Below are 21,782 nucleotides of genomic sequence, written 5' to 3' on the forward strand. Positions count from 1 at the left end.
CTCCTGACAACTAACGGTTCGGACAGTACAGGCGAATCATTTCGCCCTGTCTGCCCAGAGGTGAAGATAGCTTTGTCCTGATGCTGACACATCCCGCCTGCGTTGTCTGCACTCGGTTTACCTGCCAGTTCACAGGTGGCGAAAACGGCTGCAGTTGCGTTTGCTGCCAGGCCTCTCGCCAGAGCTGTAAATACTGGCTTCTCACATAAAAACTGTTCATCAGCGCGCGCTGATATCCTGAAAGCGCCGTAACCACCATCACCAGAAGCACCATCGCCAGCATCACCTCCGGCAGGCTAAATCCACGCTGCTGATTCAGGGAAGCTGACATAACATCACCTCCTGCAATGGGCAAAAATCGCTCCAGCCATGGGGGTCAAAAACGACACGGCCGTTAATACGTTCCCCTAATCGCCAGACTGAGGCACCATCATGTGATGAAATGAGCAAGAGGTGGTTGTCGCTAAACCTGCGCAGACAAACAGGCACATTTTCGGTGCTATATTGCCGACATTGCACATCCGATACCCCCTCCCACCGTTGCACCCTTCCCCATTCTGCAGCTGAATGCACCACGGCCTGACGACGTAGGGCCTGGCTTTCCAGCGACACGCGGGACGCTAAACTGACATCCTGCTGGCTCAGCCCCTCCAATAACAGGCTACCAAGCACCAACATCAGTAGCACCAACGCCAACGACGATACGCCTTGTTCACGGTTCACAGATTAAACCCCGTTACGCTGTACTGGGCATCAATGACTATTTTCGGTGCTCCCCGGCTAATGCCACGCAGGCGTAACGTCAATGCCGGTGCGAACCCTGTGCTATCGTGGCGTTCCACGTCAAAGGCGGCGATCTGCACGGTCTCCGGGTCGGTCATTTTATCCCAGCCTTTACCGCCACAGGATGTCGCGCCGCGTAGTGTTTCCAGCACGTTGTCACGCAGACGATACCCGGTCTGCTCAGCCACCTTGACGGGAAAACGCTCCCAGACACCATTACTGTTTGCATCCCATTGCACAATGACGCATTGCCCCTGTTCGGCAATGATCAGGGGTTCACCGACGCACTTACCGTAACAATAACCGGCGCGCTGAAGCTGCTTTGCAACGGTGAATACCCGTTGCCAGACCTCATCCTCCAGCGAGAGCCGACGGGTGTATTGCAAAATGTCGCGTTGTAGTGCCGGGAGAAATCGCGCGCCGCCGAGTAACAAAACGCTGCTTATCGCCATCGCAATCAGTACCTCCAACAGCGAAAATCCCGTTTCTTTTACTGGCAGGCTTCCGTTTCGTTGCGTTCGCACAGTCGAATTCGCCCCCAGGGCGATACCACCAGCCGCCACTCTCCTGCGGTATTTTTCAGCCGAATGTGCCCGGCCCATGCGGTGTTGCGCAGGCCGTAGAACGCCAGCGATGGCGTCACCTCCATAAGCTCGACGTCGCTCCATCGCGGGACAAAAATCAGCGCAGAACGAGGCGTACAGCTGCTTTGTGTAGTAACCGAACTGATAAGACACCATGAAGATCCCTCTCTGACGGTGATAATCGTATGGTCGCGGTTTCGCCAGTTGGCGTCTTCGCGTAGCTGTAACAGGTAGTCGCGCAGCTGGCAGGCGGTTTGCCATAAGCGCTGCTGTTGCTGCCACTGCTGCCAGCCGTAAAGCCCTGTCGCACTCAGGCAGACCATAATGAGCATCGTGACCAGCATTTCGATGAGTGTATAACCCTGCTGTTTTTTCATTGCGGCAGTATGGCGAAACGGAAAAGAAAAACGAGGCGAGAATGCTGATTATGCGGCGCGTTACGAAGAGAATTTATGGCGTTGCGGCGGGTTGCAAATAATCGTGAATCGGGGGCGAGGAAACAGAATCAGCATAAAAAAAACCGACGCACGAAGGCGTCGGTTATGACAGGATTGCGGTCGTTCAGATAGCTACCGGCGCTTTGATTCCCGGATGCGGATCGTATCCTTCGATTTCAAAATCATCGAAGCGGTAATCAAAAATTGAGTCGGGTTTACGCTTAATCACCAGTTTCGGCAATGCGCGCGGCTCGCGGCTTAACTGGAGGTGAGTTTGCTCCATATGGTTGCTGTACAGGTGAGTATCACCACCGGTCCAGACGAAGTCACCCACTTCCAGGTCACACTGCTGCGCCATCATATGCACCAGTAATGCGTAGCTGGCGATGTTAAACGGCAGGCCGAGGAACACGTCGCAGGAACGCTGATAAAGCTGGCAGGAGAGCTTACCGTCCGCCACATAGAACTGGAAGAAAGCATGGCACGGCGCCAACGCCATCTTATCCAGCTCACCTACGTTCCATGCAGAGACGATGATGCGACGTGAGTCAGGATCGTTCTTCAACTGATTCATGACCGTGGTGATCTGGTCAATGTGGCGACCGTCCGGCGTCGGCCAGGCGCGCCATTGTTTGCCATAGACCGGGCCAAGGTTGCCGTTTTCATCTGCCCATTCGTCCCATATGGTGACGTTGTTTTCGTGCAGGTAGGCCACGTTAGTGTCGCCTTGCAGAAACCACAGCAGCTCATGGATGATGGAACGCAGGTGGCAACGCTTTGTCGTCACCAGCGGGAATCCTTCCTGCAGGTTAAAACGCATCTGATGACCAAAAATGGAAAGCGTTCCGGTTCCGGTACGGTCGTTTTTCTGCGTGCCTTCATCCAGCACTTTTTGCATCAGTTCTAAATACTGTTTCATGGTTCCTCAGGAAACGTGTTGCTGCGGGCTACGGCGATAAGCCCAAATCATCATGATCACACCAGCGACAATCATCGGAATAGAGAGGATCTGCCCCATGCTGATGTACTGGACCCACTCGCCGGTGAACTGCTGGTCCGGCTGGCGGAAGAATTCAACAATAATACGAAATGCGCCGTAGCCAATCAAAAACAATCCCGAGACGGACCCCATCGGACGCGGCTTGCGAATGAACAGGTTAAGAATGATAAACAGAACAACCCCTTCGAGCGCCATCTCGTAAAGCTGAGAAGCGTGACGAGGCAGAGAACCGTAAGTATCAAAAATGGACTGCCACTGCGGGTTCGTTTGCAGCAGCAGAATGTCTTCGGTGCGCGACCCCGGGAACAGCATGGTGTACGGGAAAGAAGGGTCAACACGTCCCCACAGTTCGCCGTTGATGAAATTGCCCAGACGTCCGGCGCCAAGGCCAAAAGGAATCAGCGGAGCAATAAAGTCGGACACCTGGAAGAAACTACGCTTGGTGCGTTTGGCGAAGATAATCATCACCAGAATCACGCCAATCAGGCCGCCGTGGAAGGACATACCGCCGTCCCAGACGCGGAACAGGTAAAGTGGGTTATCGAGGAACAGAGGGAAATTATAGAACAGGACGTAGCCAATACGGCCACCGAGGAACACCCCGAGGAAACCTGCATAAAGTAAGTTTTCAACTTCATTTTTGGTCCAGCCGCTGCCCGGGCGATTAGCGCGGCGCGTCGCCAGCCACATCGCGAAAATAAAGCCTACCAGATACATTAAGCCGTACCAGTGAAGCGCGACGGGTCCAACTGAAAAAATGACCGGATCGAAGTCCGGAAAATGCAGATAGCTACTGGTCATCTGTCACCACAAATTCTTGTTATTTCGCTGAATAGCCTCAGCGAGCGATATCCACGCCCATACGTTCCAGGCGCGCCAAAGGAGCGAATGATAGCATAAGGGGCGCATGGCGGTTGAATCCGGTTGTAAAAGAAGTGTATAGGCCTGAGCCATTTTGCCGGATAGCGGCGTAAACGCCGTATCCGGCCTACAACTGCGCACCCCGTAGGTCGGGCAAGCGAAGCGCCCCCGACAATTTGCCAATTATAACCCGCCGCGAATTAGCCCGCCCATACCGCGTCGCTCCATAAACGCCGCCACCTGGTGGCGCACCTCTGTGGCCAGTTGCGCCTCAAGACTGCGTTGAGCGAGCGTTTTGGCCTCTTCATAATCAATATGGCGAAGCAGGTATTTCACACGCGCAACCGAACGGCCGTTCATCGAAAGATGACGGAACCCCATCCCAATCAGGAGTGCTACGCACATCGGATCGCCGGCCATTTCACCACACAGACGCAGGTCGATGCCGCTTCGTTCCGACTCCTGCACAATCATTGACAGCGCCCGTAACATGCCGGGATGCAAGCTGTCGTAGATACTGGCGACGCGGGTGTTGTTACGATCCACCGCCAGGATGTATTGCGTCAGGTCGTTCGTGCCAACCGAAATAAAATCGATGCGATTCGCCAGGTGCGGCAACATAAACACCATTGACGGGACTTCCAGCATGACGCCGATGCGCGGTTTTGGGATCGCGTAACCGATCATCTCTTCCACTTCGCGTCCGGCGCGTTCGATCAGCCGTCGTGCTTCGTCGACCTCATCGATGCTGGTCACCATTGGCAGGAGAATGCTCAGGTTGCCTGTCGCCGCGTTGGCGCGCAGCATTGCACGCACCTGGATCAGAAAGATCTCCGGCTGATCGAGGGTGATGCGGATCCCGCGCCACCCCAGGCAGGGGTTCTCTTCGCTGATCGGCATGTAAGGCAGTTGCTTGTCAGCACCGACGTCCAGGGTACGTAAGGTCACAGGCTTGTCGTTGAACATCTGCAACATGCCCTGATATTGCGCCACCTGCTCCTCTTCAGAAGGAAAACCGCTTTGTAGCATGAAGGGAATTTCTGTGCGGTACAGGCCAATGCCGTCAATACGGCTACCTAATTTCTCTTCATGCTCCGGACTCAGACCCGCATTGAGCATGACCTTCACCCGCTCGCCGCTTTTCAACTGCGCAGGCAAGTTAACGTCATCTTCCGCCAGACGACTCAGCTCATTCTCTTCGCTGATAAGCCGCTGATATTCCTGGATCAGAACCGGCTCAGGGTCAACTAATAGCTCGCCACGGTAACCATCGACCACCAGCGTCCGACGATGCAGCACCGACGGCTGAATGTCGGCACCCATTACGGTGGGGATCCCCATCGCGCGAACCATGATCGCCGCGTGGGAGTTCGCCGCCCCGTCGCGAACCACTACGCCCGCCAGTCGGTCTTGAGGCAGTTCCGCAAGCGTAGTTGCGGAGAGTTCATCAGCAACAAGAATGAAACGCTCCGGCCAGGCATTAGGCCCCTGGACAGCATCATCAAGATGAAACAGTAAGCGTTGACCCAGCGCGCGTAAATCACCTGCACGTTCCTTGAGGTAGCTATCGCTGAGCGCGGCAAACTGTTCGGCAAACTTTTCGATGATGGTCTTCACCGCCCACTCCGCCACCGAGCCGTTATCAACTTCTGCAAACAACTCGCGGCGTAAACGCGCATCGGAAAGCAAGTGAGAGTAGAGGTCGAAGATAGCCGCCGTCTCTTTTTGTGCACCAGCGGCAAAACGCTTGCTGTAACGACGAAATTCGTTCGCCGCCTCTTCCAGCGCTCCGGTCAGTCGCTCACGCTCCTGCGCGGTATCCAGCGTGGAGGCCTGATAAACCTGCTCCATCAGCGGCAGCGTTGCATCCTGCCAGCCTTCCGCAATCGCCACGCCCGGTGCCGCTGGCAGCGCACGGATCCGCGTCTGACGATACTGCCCAAACAGCGCAGTCAACTGAGATTGCGAGAGAATCGCGGCCATCTGGGTGGCGAGCGTTACGAGGAAAGACTCTTCGCTTTCATCGTACTGACGCAGTTCGCGCTGCTGGACCACCAGCACGCCGAGCAACTGACGTCGCTGAATAATCGGCACGCCGAGGAATGCACGGAAGCGCTCTTCTTTTACGGAAGGAATGTATTTAAAGCTGGGATGCTTTTGCGCATCCGCGAGGTTGATGGGTTCCGCCAGTCTGCCAACCAGACCGACGATACCTTCATCAAATGCGAGCGCCACGGTACGACCACGCGGTTTTTTTAGCCCCCGGGTCGCCATGAGGTAATAACAACGTCGGTCATGATCGGCCAGATAGACCGAGCAGACCTCAGTATCCATCGCAAGACAGATGTCAGTGACCAGAATATTCAGCGCTTCATTAAGACGCGGAGCACTGGCCACCTTTTCGACTATTTCGCGCAGGCGGGTGAGCATAATTTGCGTGACTTAACCTCTTTTACGTCGATAGGCAGGTGCGTTTTGCGGCTTCGGTGTCGTTTCCGAAAGCGCCATCACAACACCTGCAAATTCTTTCATCACCCTACGGTAGACATCGCGTTTAAACGATACCACTTGTCGAACCGGGTACCAGTAACTCACCCAGCGCCAACCATCAAATTCAGGAGTGCTGCTGGTTTGCATATTGATTTCTGCGTCGCCGCTCATCAGTTGCAAAAGAAACCATTTTTGTTTCTGGCCGATACAAACCGGCTTCGTGTCCCAACGCACCAAACGTTTTGGTAACTTGTAACGCAACCAGTTGCGTGTAGAGGCAAGGATCCGCACATCTTTACGGCTTAACCCTACTTCTTCAAACAGTTCCCGGTACATCGCCTGTTCTGCTGACTCTCCTGGGTTTATCCCACCTTGGGGAAATTGCCAGGAGTGCTGACCAAATCGCCGGGCCCACATGACCTGCCCCTGGCGATTACAAATTACGATACCTACATTTGGGCGGTAGCCATCGTCATCAATCACCGGACTACCTCAACATAAACCTGATATATGAATGATTGTTTCACACTCCTGACAGACGGTAAACCACTCTGTTAGCGACGCGTACCTCTAATAACAATTGAATAACTCACAGTTAATGACAAAGTTATAAACAGCAACTCACCCATTTGGGCGATTTTATTCACCTTTTCTGTGGATAGAGTTGTGCAGAAGTATGGAATTACTCTGGGAAAACCTTTTCAGGCATAAATAATTACGTTTTTCGGGATGTAAAATAATTTCTGTTTTTCATAATCTTAACGAAGAATTTTGCGAGTACGAACGCAAAAAAGTGATAGCCATCACATAGAGGATCAACGGGCTGATGAAAGATCGAACAGCGCCGGTTTTATCCACAGATTGTGCCAATAAGTTAGGCACTTTTTGTGCGAATATTCGATATTCCTCGCACGTCAAGGCTGTAAATGGAAACAGTAGTCGTGGTTTTTCACAGTTATCCCATCTTTCTGTGGATAACATGGTGTAAGATCCTGTTCATTTTCAGTGACCAGAAATGGAAAACCCGTTGTGGCGTTGCGCAATTCGAAGCTTCAAAAATTAAAAATCAATAAAAATCATGGCATTGAATAAGCCATGTGGAAAACGCTAAACTTCTTTTATGCGGTATAAGATCGCTGTTCATTTTTTCTACTAAGGTATGACGCAATGTCCGGACTGCATCCGTTACGCTTTCCCCCTGAATCTGAAGCCCTTTTGCTCCACCAGGCGCAGCAGCTTTCCGGCTACACATTAGGCGAACTGGCAACGCTTGCGGGTATCGCCACGCCAAAAGATTTAAAGCGGGATAAGGGCTGGATTGGCGTTTTACTTGAAATCTGGCTTGGCGCCAGCGCCGGAAGTAAGCCGGAACAGGACTTCGCGGCATTAGGCGTTGAGTTAAAAACTATTCCTGTGGATAGTCTGGGACGCCCGCAGGAGACAACCTTTGTTTGCGTCGCGCCGTTAACGGGCAACAGCGGGGTCACGTGGGAAACCAGCCATGTGCGACATAAGCTTAAGCGGGTGCTGTGGATCCCCGTGGAAGGCGATCGCAGTATTCCCCTCGCACAGCGGCGAGTTGGGACGCCCGTACTCTGGAGCCCAAACGAGGAAGAAGATCGCCAATTGCGTCTCGACTGGGAAGAGCTCATGGATATGATCGTCTTAGGCCAGGTTGAGCGGATTACCGCACGGCATGGCGAATTTTTACAACTGCGACCGAAGGCGGCCAATGCCAAAGCGCTGACAGAAGCGATTGGCGCACAGGGCGAGTCAATCCTGACGCTGCCGCGTGGTTTTTATCTGAAAAAGAACTTCACCCGTGCGCTTCTGGAACGCCATTTCTTGTTACAGCCCTCATAGCGCCTGATGGGGTGCCGGTAAGACTTTGACCCACCGCGCGGGAAGCATATAATTACCGCTTCATTTTTTTGCAGGACTTTGTTCAATGTTATTTGCATGGGTAACCGATCCTAACGCCTGGCTTGCGCTCGGAACGCTGACGCTCCTGGAGATCGTTCTTGGGATCGATAATATTATTTTTCTCTCTTTGGTCGTGGCAAAACTGCCGACAGCACAGCGCGCGCATGCCCGTCGCCTGGGGCTGGCCGGTGCAATGATCATGCGTCTGGCGCTGCTGGCGTCAATCGCCTGGGTGATCCGTCTGACCAATCCGCTGTTTGAGATCTTTGGCGAGGCGATATCGGCGCGCGATCTGATCTTGCTCCTCGGTGGACTGTTCCTGATCTGGAAAGCCAGTAAGGAAATTCACGAATCCATAGAAGGTGAAGAGGAAGGATTAAAAACGCGTGTTTCCTCCTTCCTCGGGGCAATTGTGCAAATTATGCTGCTGGACATCATCTTCAGTCTCGACTCGGTGATCACCGCTGTCGGTCTGTCGGATCATCTGTTCATTATGATGGCCGCGGTGGTGATTGCCGTCGGCGTGATGATGTTTGCGGCGCGGCCAATCGGTGAATTCGTAGACCGACATCCTTCCGTTAAAATGTTGGCGCTTTCCTTCCTGATTCTGGTGGGTTTTACCCTGATACTGGAAAGTTTCGACGTTCATGTACCGAAAGGTTATATCTATTTCGCGATGTTCTTCTCCATCGCCGTAGAAAGCCTGAACCTGCTGCGCAATAAAAAGAACCCGTTGTAACCTTTGGCTCCGCTCCCTGTCGGGAGCGGGTCTTCCCGCATTGGCTTCACAGATTAAGATTTTCCTGCTTTTCGCGGGTGTCCCTTCACGCTATTACTAATCTATGCTTAATGGCGGGCCACGTGAGGAGAAATGGATGAAAAAATGGGCAGTTGTAATTTCCGCAGTAGGGCTGGCTTTTGCTGTTTCCGGATGTAGCAGTGATTATGTGATGGCGACCAAAGATGGGCGTATGATCCTGACCGACGGTAAACCCGAAATTGATGATGATACCGGTCTGGTGAGCTATCACGATCAGCAAGGCAATGCGATGCAGATTAACCGCGACGACGTTTCTCAAATCATTGAACGTTGATGGTTAAGGTCAGCTCTGCGCTGGCCTTAACAATTTTTCTTCCCTTTTTCCCTTCCCTAAGCCATTTTTATAATCCTTATGTCGTGATTATAAAAAGGAAACGGCTATGCAATATCACCGTATACCCCACAGCTCGCTTGAGATAAGTACATTGGGGCTGGGCACAATGACGTTTGGTGAACAAAATAGCGAAGCCGACGCCCATGCACAGCTCGACTATGCCGTCGCGAATGGGATTAACCTGATCGACGTGGCTGAAATGTACCCGGTACCGCCACGCCCGGAGACGCAGGGCCTTACCGAAACCTATGTCGGTAACTGGCTGGCTAAACAAGGTAATCGCGAAAAGTTGATTCTCGCCTCCAAGGTGAGCGGTCCGACGCGTAATAACGACAGCGGTATTCGCCCGAACCAGGCATTGGATCGTAAAAACATCCGTGAAGCGCTTCACGATAGCCTGAAGCGATTACAAACCGATTATCTGGATTTGTACCAGGTACACTGGCCGCAGCGACCGACCAATTGTTTTGGCAAGCTGGGCTACACCTGGACGGATTCCGCGCCAGTGATCACTTTGCTGGATACGCTGGATGCGCTGGCCGAGTTTCAGCGTGCGGGCAAGATCCGCTATATCGGCGTCTCAAATGAAACCGCGTTTGGCGTGATGCGCTATCTACACCTGGCAGATAAACATGATCTGCCGCGAATCGTCACCATCCAGAACCCTTACAGCCTGGTGAACCGAAGTTTTGAAGTGGGTCTGGCAGAAGTGAGCCAGTATGAAGGCGTGGAACTCCTCGCCTATTCCTGTCTGGCTTTCGGTGTCCTGACCGGCAAGTACCTGAACGGTGCGAAGCCCGCAGGTGCACGCAACACACTCTTCAGTCGCTTTACCCGCTATAGCGGCGAGCAGACGCAAAAGGCCGTGGCGGCCTACGTGGATGTTGCGAAGCGTCACGGGCTGGATCCGGCGCAGATGGCGCTGGCATTCGTTCGCCAACAACCGTTTGTCGCCAGCACGTTGCTCGGCGCGACGACGATGGAACAGTTGAAGACGAACGTCGAGAGTTTACATCTGGAGCTCAGCGCAGAAGTGTTAGCGGAGATTGAAGCGGTGCACCAGGTTTATACCTACCCGGCACCGTAACGGGGACCTTTCGCTGTAGGCCTGATAAGACGCATCAGCGTCATCATCAGGCTTCTCGCCGAATGGCGCATGCGCTTATCCGGCCTACAGCTCGCGGGTCTAACCCTGGCGGCGTTGCCAGATCCACAGCGCCGCAATGGCCAGCGCAAACAGGCCGCCAAAACCGACCCCAACGGCAACAGCAGGAATACCGACCAGCACTGCCAGTGAGTAAAGCCCCAGCATTAACAGCATTGCACTGTTCTCACCGAGATTCTGCACCGCAATCGCATTGCCTGCGCCGACGCTTTTCTTGCCGCGCTCTTGCAACAGCGCATTAAGCGGTACCACAAAAAAGCCACCCAGCACGCCGATCAGCATCAGCAACGCATAGGCCGGGAGCAACGCATGTTGCAGAGAAAAAATCAACACTACAACGCCAATCAGGATCCCTGCGGGCATACAGCGTGATACGGTTTCCAGCGTCACCAGTTTGGCTGCCGCTCCCGCACCAACCACAATGCCGATAGCCACCATCGCGTTCAGGTAGGTTGGCGTGGCGTTGTCGGTGATCCCCAACGCCACCGGCACCCACAGCACCAGCAGGAAACGCAGCGTCACGCCCGCTCCCCAAAACAGACTGGTGCCCACCAGCGAGAAACTGGTTTCGCCGTTGCGCCAGAGCGAAGCACAGGCACAGAAGAAACTGCGGGTCATTTTCGCCAGATTCCAGGACTGCCCTGGCCGCGCCGCCGCCAGTTTCGGAATAAACAGGTTAGCCACTACCGCACCGGCATAGGCTAGCGCGCAGACCACCAGCGCAGCAATCACATGCCAGTCAGCCAGCACCCCACCCGCCACCGAACCGAGTAAAATCGCCGCGATCGTAGAGGCTTCCATAAGTCCGTTCGCTTTTACCAGCTTATCGCCGGTTGTGATCTCGCCGAGGATCCCGTACTTCGCCGGCGAATAAGCCGCCGCGCCTATTCCAACCAGCGTGTACCCCACAAACGGGTTTAAGCCGAAACAGATGGTCATGGCCCCCAACAGCTTCAGGCTGTTGGCGAACATCATCACCCGACCTTTGGCAAAGCTGTCGGCAATCTGCCCCACAAAGGGGGCAAACAGAATGTAAGCGCCTACAAACACCATTTGCAGGATCGGCTGGCTCCAGTCCGGATAAAATTGCGCTTTCAGTAGGGCCAGAGTGGCGAAAAGCAGTGCATTATCGCCAAACGCGGAGAGAAACTGCGCGGCGATAACCGACATCATCCCCTTCGACCAGATTGACGTGCTATGAGAGACTGATTCAGCCATTTTGTTTTTCCGGTTCATCAACCCAACTTTTCAGCGTCACAAAATCTGGCTTACCGCTGCCCAGCAACGGTAGCTGTTTCAGGTAACGAATATCTCGCGGTACAGCCAGCTCCGGTACGCCGTGGGCGCGGGCATACTGCTGTAACTTCTCCCGCGTCAGCTCGCTATCGGTGGTAAAGAGCACCAGCGCCTCGCCTTTGCTGGCGTCGCTTTTAATGGCCGTCGCATGCATTTTGTCTGCGGAAATTCCCAGAGCCAGTTGCTCAACCATCTCCAGCGATACCATCTCGCCAGCAATCTTGGCAAAGCGTTTAGCGCGCCCCTGAATTTGAACGAACCCCTGGTCATCAAAGCGCACAATATCGCCGGTATCGTACCAACCGTTCTCCAGTTCGCCTTGCGCATTTTCCGCTGTCGGCACTTCCAGCACGCCCGGTTTTTCAACACGCAGGTAGCCCGTCATAATGTTAGGGCCTTTCAGTTGCAGACGACCGCCCTCTTCAATACCGGGAATCGCCAGCAGGCGGGCGTCCATACCAGGCAAGATCCGTCCCACAGTATCGGGTTTTGCCGCCATCGGGACGTTAATTGAGACGACTGGCGCGCATTCTGTCACACCGTAGCCTTCAAGAACGCGCAGGCCAAATTTGTCCTGCCACAGCTGTTTTGTACTCTCCTGCAACTTCTCAGCCCCTGCCACGACATAGCGCAGGCGGTAAAAATCATAGGGATGAGCAAAACGCGCATAGTTGCCAAGGAAGGTCGAGGTACCAAACAGCACCGTACAGTTTCGGTCGTAGACCAGCTCAGGCACGATGCGATAATGCAGCGGGCTGGGATAGAGGAAGACTTCTGCCCCGGTCAACAACGGCGTAAACAGCCCCACCGTCAGGCCAAACGAGTGAAACAATGGCAGCGCGGACATGAAGCGGTCATTGGCGGTGAAATCGGCGATAGTTTTGATCTGCTCCACGTTTGCCAGCAGACTCTTATGGCTATGCACCACACCTTTCGGATGACCTTCTGAACCGGAGGTGAAGAGGATCACCGCCGCCTCTTCCGGCTGCTGCTTAACCTGCGCCAGTTGAGGCATCAGCAGGTGCGTAAAGATCCATACTTTGTCAGCCGTCGTGACATCCGCTTTAAGATCTTCCAGATAAACCCAACGCACCTGCGTTAATTGTTCCGGCAGATGCCAGAGTTTGCCTTTATCAAGGAACCGACGGGAGGTAAAAATGGTTTTGATTTCGGCAGCGGTAATGGCGCTGGTTAGCCCTTTAACTCCCGCCGTGTAGTTCATCATCGCCGGAATACGACGGCGTGCCACCGCACCGAAGATCACCGCTGCGCTGATGGCGGCATTGGGCAGCATCAGACCAATTTTCTCGCCCTCTGCGCTGTATTTTTCCAGAATACGCGCCACGAACAGCGTCTTGGTCAGTAGTTGTCTGTAGGAGTCCGGTTTAAAATTGATATCTTCAATGCAGTGCTTACCCGCACCATAACGGTATTTCGCCGCCAGCAGCGATTCGTATAGCGTCTCGCGCGGGCGCACCGCCATCCTCGCTTCCATCATTTTCTGATGCAGCATTTCGCCCGCGATTTTACGTCTGTCGCGCGCACGCGGCGCCTCCGGCATTGGTAGCTGCGTGGGTGGCAAAACATGCAGATGGATGCGAGGGAAAAAACGGCGCTTCACCAGACCTTTCAGACGGCTGAAGTGGGTGAGTTCTGCGCCTTCAATCCGTACAGGTACCAGCGTTGCACCTGATTTAGCAGCCACAAACCCTGCACCGTCGTAGATTTTCATCAACGAACCGCTGACCGAAATACGCCCTTCAGGAAAAATCACGACCGGACGACCCTGCTCAATCAATCGCACCAGGTGCTTAATGGCCATCGGCTTGGTTGGGTCGAGGGGAACAAAATCAATCAGCGACGTTAACCAGCGCATATACCACTGCTGGCTGATCGAGGTGTATACCGCGAAGACGGGGCGAACTGGCAGGAACAGCGCCAGAAGAATGCCGTCGATAAACGAGACATGATTAGGCGTGATTAAGACGCGCTCTCCCTGTAGCGCCTTCATATCACCCGTCACGCGTACCCGATAGAGCACACGAAACAGGTTACGAAAGAATCCCAATAGCATTTCAACTCCCTTTGCACACGATTTGGTCATGAATAATTGTGGCAGATTACACGAAGCAGGCAAAAGGAGCGACAGAAAATCCGGGCGAAAAAAAACCTGCGCATCCGCGCAGGTTGGTGCAAGAGACAGGGTACGAAGAGCGTACCGAATAATCTCACCAATCAATACCTCTGGGATCTTGATTGTGGTCTGTGGCCGTCTGCTTCGCCAGTGGACAATCGCAACAGCCCTTCGCAAAGTGTAACTAAAGATTTGCAATATCAGGTTTTTGTCGTACTTCCGCTGGGTTTGTTCACATTTGCAGCGTCGTGAACGGCATTCTGCTTGAACAGCCCACCGTTTTCCGTAACACTGACTGAATGTAAGCGTTTACCCACAATAGGTACTGTCATGGCGACCATAAAGGATGTAGCCCGACTAGCTGGTGTTTCAGTCGCCACCGTTTCTCGCGTTATTAATGATTCTCCCAAAGCCAGCGAAGCCTCGCGCCTGGCAGTGAACAGTGCGATGGCAACGCTCAGTTACCATCCAAATGCGAATGCGCGCGCCCTGGCACAGCAGTCCACCGAGACTATTGGTCTGGTCGTGGGCGATGTCTCTGACCCCTTCTTCGGCGCGATGGTTAAAGCCGTCGAGCAGGTCGCCTATCATACCGGCAACTTTTTGCTGATTGGTAACGGCTACCATAATGAGCAGAAGGAACGTCAGGCGATTGAACAGCTTATTCGCCACCGCTGCGCCGCATTAGTCGTGCACGCAAAAATGCTCCCGGACAGCGATCTGGCGTCATTAATGACGCAAATGCCGGGAATGGTGCTCATCAACCGGATCCTGCCCGGTTTCGAGCAGCGCTGTGTCGCGCTGGACGACCGCTACGGAGCATGGTTGGCTACCCGTCATCTGATTCAACAGGGCCATACCCGCATTGGGTATATCTGCTCCAATCACTCTATTTCCGATGCGGAAGATCGCCTCAAAGGCTACTATGCCGCGCTGGAAGAGAGCCAGATCCCGATCAACGATCGCCTGGTGACCTTCGGCGAACCGGATGAAAGCGGCGGCGAACAGGCAATGACGGAGCTGCTGGGTCGCGGGCGAAACTTCACGGCGGTCGCCTGTTATAACGACTCGATGGCGGCTGGCGCAATGGGCGTGCTGAACGACAACGGTGTCGATGTTCCGGGCGAAATCTCGCTGATTGGGTTTGATGATGTGCTGGTTTCTCGTTACGTCCGCCCACGCCTGACCACCGTGCGTTACCCAATCGTGACGATGGCGACCCAGGCGGCAGAATTGGCGTTAGCGCTGGCGGAAAAGCGCCCGCTACCAGAGATCACCCATGTTTTCAGCCCGACGCTGGTTCGTCGCCATTCCGTAACGGCACCGGCTGAGCCAGGCAATGCGTTACCAAACGAGTAATCAGGAAAGCGTCATGATAACAATGCTGGATGTTTCCCGTCGCGCGGGGGTTTCTAAAGCCACGGTGTCTCGCGTACTGAACGGTACCGGTCAGGTCAAAGAGAGCACGCGCCAGAAAGTGTTTAAGGCGATGCAGGCGCTGGATTATCGGCCAAACTTTCTTGCCCGCTCCCTGGCCAACCGTACCAGCAACAGTATTGGGTTGGTGGTTTCGACGTTTGATGGCTTTTATTTTGGCCGCCTGTTGCAGCAGGCGTCGCGACAGACTGAATCCCACGGCAAGCAACTGATTGTGACTGATGGTCACGACACACCAGAGCGAGAGCAGGAAGCCGTACAGATGCTGGCCGACAGGCAGTGCGACGCAATTATCCTCTATACCCGCTATATGAGTGAAAAGGCGATTTTAGCGCTGGCAGATTCGATTACGATGCCGCTGGTCATCATTAACCGCGAGGTGAGCCTGGCACGCGAACGCGCCATTTTCTTTGAGCAGGAAGAGGCTGCGTTTCAGGCGGTGGATTACCTGATATCTCAGGGCCATCGCGACATCGCCTGTATTACTGTTCCTGGCCATACGCCAACCGGCAAGTCGCGTCTAATGGGCTACCGTAAGGCGCTGGAAAAAAATGGCATCCCCTGGGATGACGCCAGGGTGAAGTTTGGCGATTCCACTATGACGCGCGGTTACGATGCCTGTAAGGAACTGCTTAGCGAAGGCGTTTCCTTTAGCGCCCTGTTCGCCTGTAACGACGATATGGCGCTAGGGGCGTCGAAAGCGCTCCACCAGGCAGGGCTGAATATTCCACAGGATGTGTCGCTGTTTGGCTTTGACGATGCGCCAAGCGCTAAGTGGCTGGAGCCGGGATTATCGACAGTGTACCTGCCGATCGATACGATGATCACCACCGCCATCGACCAGGCCATTCGCATGGTGAACGGCGAGGAAGTCGAACCGATTCCGCCATTCACCGGCACATTAGTGTTGCGCGATTCGGTAACTACCGGGCCGTATTTTAAAGCATAAACGACGCAATGCCTGATGGCGCTGCGCTTATCAGGCCTACAAACAATGCCATCTCGTAGCCCGTAGGCCGGATAAGGCGCTTGCGCCGCCATCCGGCAAAAAATCAAAACAGTTCTAAAGCCAACAGCTCTTCAATCGTCTGGCGACGGCGGATCAGGCGCGCCTTGCCGTTATCAAACAACACTTCCGGCAATAGCGGACGGCTGTTGTAATTCGACGACATCGAGGCACCGTATGCGCCGGTATCATGCAATACCAGATAATCACCGGGTATCACTGCTGGCAGCGCGCGCGTCTCAACCTTACCGCCCTCCTGCTGGGTAAAGACATCGCCAGATTCACACAGCGGCCCGGCAACGACCGTCTCGACCCGTGGCGCGTTCTCCAGAGAACGCCCATCGGCCGCCAGAGCGGTAATATGGTGATAGCTACCATACATCGCGGGTCGCATTAGATCGTTGAATCCCGCATCCACCAGCACAAAATGGCGGCTTCCCATCTGCTTCACGCTGCGCACCTGAGTCACCAGAACGCCCGCCTGAGCGACGAGAAAACGGCCAGGCTCGATTTCCAGCTTCACGGGGTGACCGAGATGGTGAGCGATCTTTTCGCGCGCTCCGTTCCACAGACCAAAATAGTGCTGCGTATCCACCGCCTCTTCGCCATCGTGATACGGGATCGTCAGGCCGCCACCGGCTGAGATCGCCTCAAGATCCTGACCAAACTCAACTACCTGGCGCACCATCGCGTCACAAACCTGCTCCAGGTGAGAATAGTCAACGCCAGAACCAATGTGCATGTGAATGCCGACCAGCTTCAGCTGATGGCGCTGCATCGCGGCCAGCGCCAGCGGCAGATCGCTGTGCCAGATACCGTGCTTACTGTTTTCGCCGCCAGTATTGGTTTTTTGACTATGACCGTGACCAAAACCAGGGTTAACGCGCAGCCAGACGCGATGGCCCGGTGAAACCTGCCCAAGCTGTTCCAGCATATCGACAGAACCGGCATTCACCGGGATCTGGAGCTCGCTGACGCGGGCCAGCGTCGCGTCGTCAATAACGTCCGCCGTAAAGACAATGTCATCCGGATGGGTCTGCGGGTTGTAGCCGGCCGCCAGTGCGCGTTCGATTTCTCCCAGTGATACGGAATCGACCTTCACACCCTGCTCGCGCATCAAGCGGAGGATATGAATATTGGAACAGGCTTTTTGCGCAAAGCGCACCACATCAAACTGTTGCAACGCCGCAATCTGGCGACGGACGATCTGCGCGTCATAGACCCAGACCGGGCAGCCAAACTCGGCAGGCAGCCTGAGCAGGTTCTCCGCGGTGAGGTCGGTATCGGTGCAATACAGTGAATGTGGCATAACGGACTCCGGCAAAAGTATTTTTTATGATTACGCCACAGAGCCAGAAGAATAAAAAATATCGTTTTATCGCGAGTCTATGCAAAAATGATATGGCTAATTAACATGAGGTGATTATGGCCGCCGTTAACTTACGTCATATTGAAATCTTCCATGCGGTCATGACGGCCGGTAACCTGACTGAAGCCGCGCAGTTCCTGCATACTTCCCAGCCAACCGTCAGTCGTGAACTGGCGCGTTTTGAAAAGGTGCTGGGGCTAAAGCTGTTCGAGCGGACTCGTGGACGCCTGCACCCCACGGTTCAGGGATTACGCCTGTTTGAAGAGGTTCAGCGCTCCTGGTACGGACTCGATCGCATCGTCAGCGCGGCGGAAAGCCTGCGGGAGTTTCGTCAGGGGGAATTGTCGATCGTCTGCCTGCCGGTCTTTTCGCAGTCGCTACTCCCTGCCCTGATCCAGCCCTTTCTCGCCCGTTACCCGGAAGTAAGTCTGAATATTGTGCCTCAGGAGTCGCCGCTGCTTGAAGAGTGGCTTTCCGCCCAGCGCCACGATCTGGGGCTGACGGAAACGCTACATACCCCAGCGGGCACAGAGCGCACCGAGCTGTTTTCGCTGGATGAGGTCTGCGTGCTGCCACAAGGGCATCCGTTAGCTGAAAAGGAGAGGCTTTCCCCGCAGGATTTCCACGGTGAAAACTACATCAGCCTGTCGCGTACCGACAGCTACCGTCAGTTGCTCGACGCGCTGTTTACTGAGCACGACGTCAAGCGGCGAATGGTGGTCGAAACCCATAGTGCGGCGTCGGTCTGCGCGATGGTACGCGCCGGAGCGGGCCTGTCGATCGTCAACCCGCTTACCGCGCTGGATTATGCCACTAACGGCGTGGTGGTTCGTCGCTTCAGCATCGCCGTTCCGTTCACGGTCAGTCTGATTCGCCCGGTACACCGCCCCGCATCAGCGCTCGTAGAGGCGTTTAGCGCACATTTGCAAAGCCACCACCACACGCTGGTTACGGCGTTAGATAAGGTGCTGGGACCGGCTACGACAGCATAAACTCGACGGCATCCCCGGCATGGATTGCGGCAGTATCAAAAACCTGAATGGGACTTTGATCCGCAGGAACCAACAGGCCAATCTCGGTACAGCCGAAGATCACCCCCTGAGCGCCCTGTGCTGCCAGCCGTTCAATTACCTGCACATAGTATTGACGAGAAGCTTCGCTAAACTGCCCCAGGCATAACTCGTTAAAGATCACTTCGTTGATCTTCGCCCGATCGTCCGCGTCAGGGATCAGACACTCAATGGCAAACTGCTGTTCCAGTCGGCCACGATAGAAATCCTGCTCCATGGTATAACGCGTTCCCAGCAGCGCCACCCGGTTCATCCCCTGTGCGGTCACCGCTCTTCCCGTTGCATCGGCAATATGCAGGAAAGGCAGCGAGCAGCGAGTCTCAATGGAATCCGCCACTTTGTGCATAGTGTTAGTGCACAGGACGATCCCTTCAGCGCCAGCCTTTTGCAGACCCAGCGCGGCCTGGGCCAGGATCTCCCCTGCTTTGTCCCACTCGCCGCGACTCTGACACTCTTCAATTTCATGAAAATCCACGCTGTGCAGCAGCAGGCGCGCAGAGTGTAGCCCTCCCAGACGTTGCTTCACCCCTTCGTTGATTAAACGATAATAAGGAATTGTTGATTCCCAACTCATGCCGCCTAACAATCCGATCGTTTTCATTACCTGCTCCTTAAAATTGCGATGTAGAGCAGTGAAGCAAACTTGTGATCAACTTTCCAGTTCAATTGCTGAGCTATTCCCATTTTCTGCTTCCTGCTCTAGCCTAAATGAAACAACATTTCATTTACTCACAGGATTGCACATGATTGTTTTCCATGACCAGACCACGCTTGAAGACCTTGGCAATGGCGTCACCCGCAGGATCCTTGCGCATAACGGTAAGATGATGGCGGTGGAGGTGAATTTCGACCAGGGTGCGATTGGCCCATTACATCATCATCCTCATGAACAACTGACTTACGTGTTATCCGGCGAGTTTGAATTTACGATTGGCGACGAAAAGCAGGTGGTGCGTACAGGAGACACATTGTATAAGCAACCCAATATTATGCACGGCTGCGTGTGTCTTAAGGCGGGAACGTTGTTGGATACCTTTACGCCGGTACGCGAGGATTTTCTTAAATCCTGAATCTGTTTTGCCGGGGGCGGCTACGCCTTGCCCGGCCTACAAACATGTAGGCCGGATGGCGCAAGCGCCATCCGGCAAGAGAATTAACGCGCCAGCCAGCCGCCGTCAACCGCCACGGTGTAGCCGTTAACATAGTCAGAAGCGCTGGAAGCCAGGAACACAACCGGCCCCATCAGATCGCTCGGCAGACCCCAACGTCCCGCCGGGATACGCTCCAGAATTGCTGCGTTACGCTGTTCATCCGCGCGAATCTGCTGAGTATTGTTGGTGGCCATGTAGCCCGGCGCAATCGCGTTGACGTTGATATTGTGCTTCGCCCACTCATTCGCCATCAGACGGGTTACACCCATAACGCCGCTTTTGGAGGCAGTGTATGACGGTACGCGGATCCCGCCCTGGAAGGAGAGCATGGATGCGATGTTGATGATTTTGCCGCCGTTGCCCTGCGCGATAAAGTGTTTGGCCGCCGCCTGAGACATAAAGAACACGCTCTTAATGTTCAGATTCATGACGTCGTCCCAGTCTTTTTCAGTGAAGTCGATCGCGTCTTCACGGCGGATCAGCCCCGCATTGTTGACCAGAATATCGATATGGCCGAATTCAGCCACCGCGCGCTCAAGCAGAGCAGGAATGCCATCGATCTGGCGCAGATCGGCGGTCAGGCTTAAAAAGCGACGCCCCAGCGCAGTCACGCGTTCGATGGTTTCGGTCGGTTCAACGATGTTGATCCCAACGATGTCGCAGCCTGCCTCTGCCAGACCGAGCGCCATGCCCTGGCCCAGACCGGTATCACACCCTGTCACAACCGCGACTTTACCTTCGAGAGAGAATGCATTCAAAATCATTGTAAGTCCTTATGTTTTTCAGGCCTGTCACGGACAGGCGTTATAAGCGCCCGCGACTAGCGCAGATCTTTAACCGCAACGTGGTCCATGTCATCAAAGACCTGGTTTTCACCGACCATTCCCCAGATGAAGGTATAGGCTTTCGTCCCTACCCCGGAGTGAATCGACCAGCTTGGTGAAATCACCGCCTGCTCGTTGTGCATCACAATATGACGGGTTTCCTGCGGCTGCCCCATCATATGGAATACGCAGGTGTCTTCTTCCATATTGAAGTAGAAGTAAACTTCCATACGGCGTTCATGAGTGTGGCATGGCATGGTGTTCCACAGGTTGCCAGGGGCCAGTTCGGTCAGGCCCATGCTGAGCTGGCAGGTTTCGAGCACGTCCGGCACGAAATATTTGTTAATGGTACGGCGGTTACTGGTGAGGTTATCGCCCAGCGTGACCGGTGACACATCGGCAGGCGTCACTTTTTTGGTTGGGTAAGTCATATGCGCGGGGGCACAGTTGTAATAGAACTTGGCTGGCGTTGCGCTATCGACGCTGGCAAACACCACCTCTTTTGCCCCTTTACCGACATACAGCGCATCGCGATGACCAATCTCAAAACACTGACCGTCCACGGTAATGGTGCCCGCGCCGCCGATGTTGATCACCCCCAACTCACGGCGTTCAAGGAAATAGGTTACGCCCAGTTGTTTACCCACTTCACCGCCCACGGAGACGGTTTTTGCCACCGGCATGATGCCGCCGACAATGATGCGGTCGATGTGGCTGTAAACCATGGTGTATTCGTCAGCCACGAACACCTGTTCAACCAAAAACTCATTGCGTAGCCCCTGGGTATCCAGTGTTTTGGCGTGCGCGCTGTGAATACTTTGTCTTACGTCCACATTGACCTCCAGTGAAAAACTGAGCGGGAATTCCTTTACGGAGAGCGAAACGCTGTTCCGTTTTACTTTATGCGCTAATGATATCCCTCACGGAATGTGTTTTCAATCATATATAAAACAACGTTTCACTTTTTCTGCAAGATATTATCAAAAGTGTAAGTACGATCACGCTCGTGCAATACACAATTAAAACGGACTAATAAAATTCACTATTAAAACAAATAGATGGGCATAACGAGATTGCCGTCATCGAATAATGACGGCA

Annotated in this window: 22 protein-coding genes; 8 read left to right on the top strand and 14 right to left on the bottom strand. The window is 54.2% G+C overall.

Features of this window, described 5'->3' with window-relative positions; genetic code table 11:
* Positions 1-10: 10 nt before the first annotated feature.
* The 8 genes from HVY19_RS16880 to rppH form a co-directional block, all read right to left on the bottom strand.
* Positions 11-331, bottom strand: a complete 321-nt coding sequence (locus HVY19_RS16880; RefSeq protein ID WP_181681629.1) for a prepilin-type N-terminal cleavage/methylation domain-containing protein — start codon at positions 329-331, stop codon at positions 11-13.
* Positions 316-723 (bottom strand): DUF2509 family protein, encoded by a 408-nt coding sequence (locus HVY19_RS16885; protein ID WP_181681630.1) that lies wholly within the window; start codon positions 721-723, stop codon positions 316-318. The genes HVY19_RS16880 and HVY19_RS16885 overlap by 16 nt, the downstream gene beginning before the upstream one ends.
* Positions 720-1,283, bottom strand: a complete 564-nt coding sequence (locus HVY19_RS16890) for a prepilin peptidase-dependent protein (RefSeq protein WP_249419120.1) — start codon at positions 1,281-1,283, stop codon at positions 720-722. The genes HVY19_RS16885 and HVY19_RS16890 overlap by 4 nt, the downstream gene beginning before the upstream one ends.
* Positions 1,274-1,744: a prepilin peptidase-dependent protein gene (locus HVY19_RS16895; protein ID WP_181681632.1), complete on the bottom strand. Its 471-nt coding sequence runs from the start codon at positions 1,742-1,744 to the stop codon at positions 1,274-1,276. Before HVY19_RS16895 ends, HVY19_RS16890 begins: the two co-directional genes overlap by 10 nt.
* A 184-nt stretch (positions 1,745-1,928) precedes the next feature.
* Positions 1,929-2,723, bottom strand: a complete 795-nt coding sequence (thyA, locus tag HVY19_RS16900; protein ID WP_181681633.1) for a thymidylate synthase — start codon at positions 2,721-2,723, stop codon at positions 1,929-1,931.
* A 6-nt stretch (positions 2,724-2,729) separates the two neighbouring features.
* On the bottom strand, positions 2,730-3,605 hold the full coding sequence (lgt, locus tag HVY19_RS16905; protein ID WP_181681634.1) for a prolipoprotein diacylglyceryl transferase: 876 nt from the start codon (positions 3,603-3,605) through the stop codon (positions 2,730-2,732).
* 243 nt (positions 3,606-3,848) lie between these two features.
* Positions 3,849-6,095, bottom strand: a complete 2,247-nt coding sequence (gene ptsP, locus HVY19_RS16910) for a phosphoenolpyruvate--protein phosphotransferase (RefSeq protein ID WP_181681635.1) — start codon at positions 6,093-6,095, stop codon at positions 3,849-3,851.
* A gap of 12 nt (positions 6,096-6,107) precedes the next feature.
* Positions 6,108-6,638 (bottom strand): RNA pyrophosphohydrolase, encoded by a 531-nt coding sequence (gene rppH / locus HVY19_RS16915; RefSeq protein ID WP_181681636.1) that lies wholly within the window; start codon positions 6,636-6,638, stop codon positions 6,108-6,110.
* A gap of 684 nt (positions 6,639-7,322) precedes the next feature.
* Here rppH and mutH point away from each other — a divergent pair.
* The 4 genes from mutH to HVY19_RS16935 all read left to right on the top strand — a co-directional run bounded on the left by mutH (position 7,323) and on the right by HVY19_RS16935 (position 10,319).
* Positions 7,323-8,018 (top strand): DNA mismatch repair endonuclease MutH, encoded by a 696-nt coding sequence (gene mutH / locus HVY19_RS16920; RefSeq protein ID WP_181681637.1) that lies wholly within the window; start codon positions 7,323-7,325, stop codon positions 8,016-8,018.
* Between the two features lie 85 nt (positions 8,019-8,103).
* The gene (locus HVY19_RS16925) at positions 8,104-8,817 is read left to right on the top strand and encodes a TerC family protein (RefSeq protein WP_181681638.1); all 714 of its coding nucleotides are present in this window, start codon (positions 8,104-8,106) and stop codon (positions 8,815-8,817) included.
* A gap of 136 nt (positions 8,818-8,953) precedes the next feature.
* Positions 8,954-9,172 (top strand): lipoprotein YgdR, encoded by a 219-nt coding sequence (gene ygdR / locus HVY19_RS16930; protein ID WP_042288923.1) that lies wholly within the window; start codon positions 8,954-8,956, stop codon positions 9,170-9,172.
* Positions 9,173-9,278: 106 nt separating this feature from the next.
* Positions 9,279-10,319, top strand: a complete 1,041-nt coding sequence (locus HVY19_RS16935) for an NADP(H)-dependent aldo-keto reductase (RefSeq protein WP_181681639.1) — start codon at positions 9,279-9,281, stop codon at positions 10,317-10,319.
* Between the two features lie 99 nt (positions 10,320-10,418).
* Here the strand turns inward: HVY19_RS16935 and lplT are convergent, their stop codons facing one another.
* Together lplT and aas are read right to left on the bottom strand one after the other, a co-directional pair.
* Positions 10,419-11,615, bottom strand: coding sequence for a lysophospholipid transporter LplT (gene lplT / locus HVY19_RS16940; RefSeq protein WP_181681640.1), 1,197 nt, complete (start codon positions 11,613-11,615; stop codon positions 10,419-10,421).
* Complete coding sequence (aas, locus tag HVY19_RS16945; RefSeq protein ID WP_181681641.1) at positions 11,608-13,767, bottom strand: bifunctional acyl-ACP--phospholipid O-acyltransferase/long-chain-fatty-acid--ACP ligase; 2,160 nt, start codon at positions 13,765-13,767, stop codon at positions 11,608-11,610. The genes lplT and aas overlap by 8 nt, the downstream gene beginning before the upstream one ends.
* A gap of 390 nt (positions 13,768-14,157) precedes the next feature.
* Between aas and galR the strand changes: the two genes are divergently transcribed.
* Positions 14,158-15,186: an HTH-type transcriptional regulator GalR gene (gene galR / locus HVY19_RS16950; RefSeq protein ID WP_181681642.1), complete on the top strand. Its 1,029-nt coding sequence runs from the start codon at positions 14,158-14,160 to the stop codon at positions 15,184-15,186.
* A 22-nt stretch (positions 15,187-15,208) separates the two neighbouring features.
* Entirely contained in the window at positions 15,209-16,213 is a 1,005-nt protein-coding gene (locus HVY19_RS16955; protein ID WP_181684315.1) for a LacI family DNA-binding transcriptional regulator, read from the top strand.
* Positions 16,214-16,316: 103 nt separating this feature from the next.
* Here the strand turns inward: HVY19_RS16955 and lysA are convergent, their stop codons facing one another.
* Positions 16,317-17,579, bottom strand: a complete 1,263-nt coding sequence (gene lysA / locus HVY19_RS16960) for a diaminopimelate decarboxylase (RefSeq protein ID WP_181681643.1) — start codon at positions 17,577-17,579, stop codon at positions 16,317-16,319.
* A gap of 116 nt (positions 17,580-17,695) precedes the next feature.
* Between lysA and HVY19_RS16965 the strand changes: the two genes are divergently transcribed.
* Positions 17,696-18,631 carry a LysR family transcriptional regulator gene (locus HVY19_RS16965; protein WP_181681644.1) on the top strand — a complete coding sequence of 312 codons (936 nt, stop codon included), beginning with the start codon at positions 17,696-17,698 and terminating at the stop codon, positions 18,629-18,631.
* Here HVY19_RS16965 and HVY19_RS16970 read toward each other — a convergent pair.
* Positions 18,618-19,310, bottom strand: coding sequence for an aspartate/glutamate racemase (locus tag HVY19_RS16970; protein ID WP_181681645.1), 693 nt, complete (start codon positions 19,308-19,310; stop codon positions 18,618-18,620). The genes HVY19_RS16965 and HVY19_RS16970 overlap by 14 nt on opposite strands.
* Positions 19,311-19,452: 142 nt before the next feature.
* Here HVY19_RS16970 and HVY19_RS16975 point away from each other — a divergent pair, with 142 nt between their 5' ends.
* Positions 19,453-19,779 (top strand): cupin domain-containing protein, encoded by a 327-nt coding sequence (locus HVY19_RS16975; RefSeq protein ID WP_181681646.1) that lies wholly within the window; start codon positions 19,453-19,455, stop codon positions 19,777-19,779.
* An 83-nt stretch (positions 19,780-19,862) separates the two neighbouring features.
* Here HVY19_RS16975 and kduD read toward each other — a convergent pair whose 3' ends face one another.
* Positions 19,863-20,624, bottom strand: a complete 762-nt coding sequence (gene kduD, locus HVY19_RS16980) for a 2-dehydro-3-deoxy-D-gluconate 5-dehydrogenase KduD (RefSeq protein WP_181681647.1) — start codon at positions 20,622-20,624, stop codon at positions 19,863-19,865.
* Between the two features lie 56 nt (positions 20,625-20,680).
* Positions 20,681-21,517, bottom strand: coding sequence for a 5-dehydro-4-deoxy-D-glucuronate isomerase (kduI, locus tag HVY19_RS16985; RefSeq protein ID WP_181681648.1), 837 nt, complete (start codon positions 21,515-21,517; stop codon positions 20,681-20,683).
* Positions 21,518-21,782: the final 265 nt, after the last annotated feature.

The organism is Citrobacter sp. RHB25-C09 (assembly GCF_013836145.1).
Classification (GTDB): Bacteria; Pseudomonadota; Gammaproteobacteria; order Enterobacterales; family Enterobacteriaceae; genus Citrobacter_A.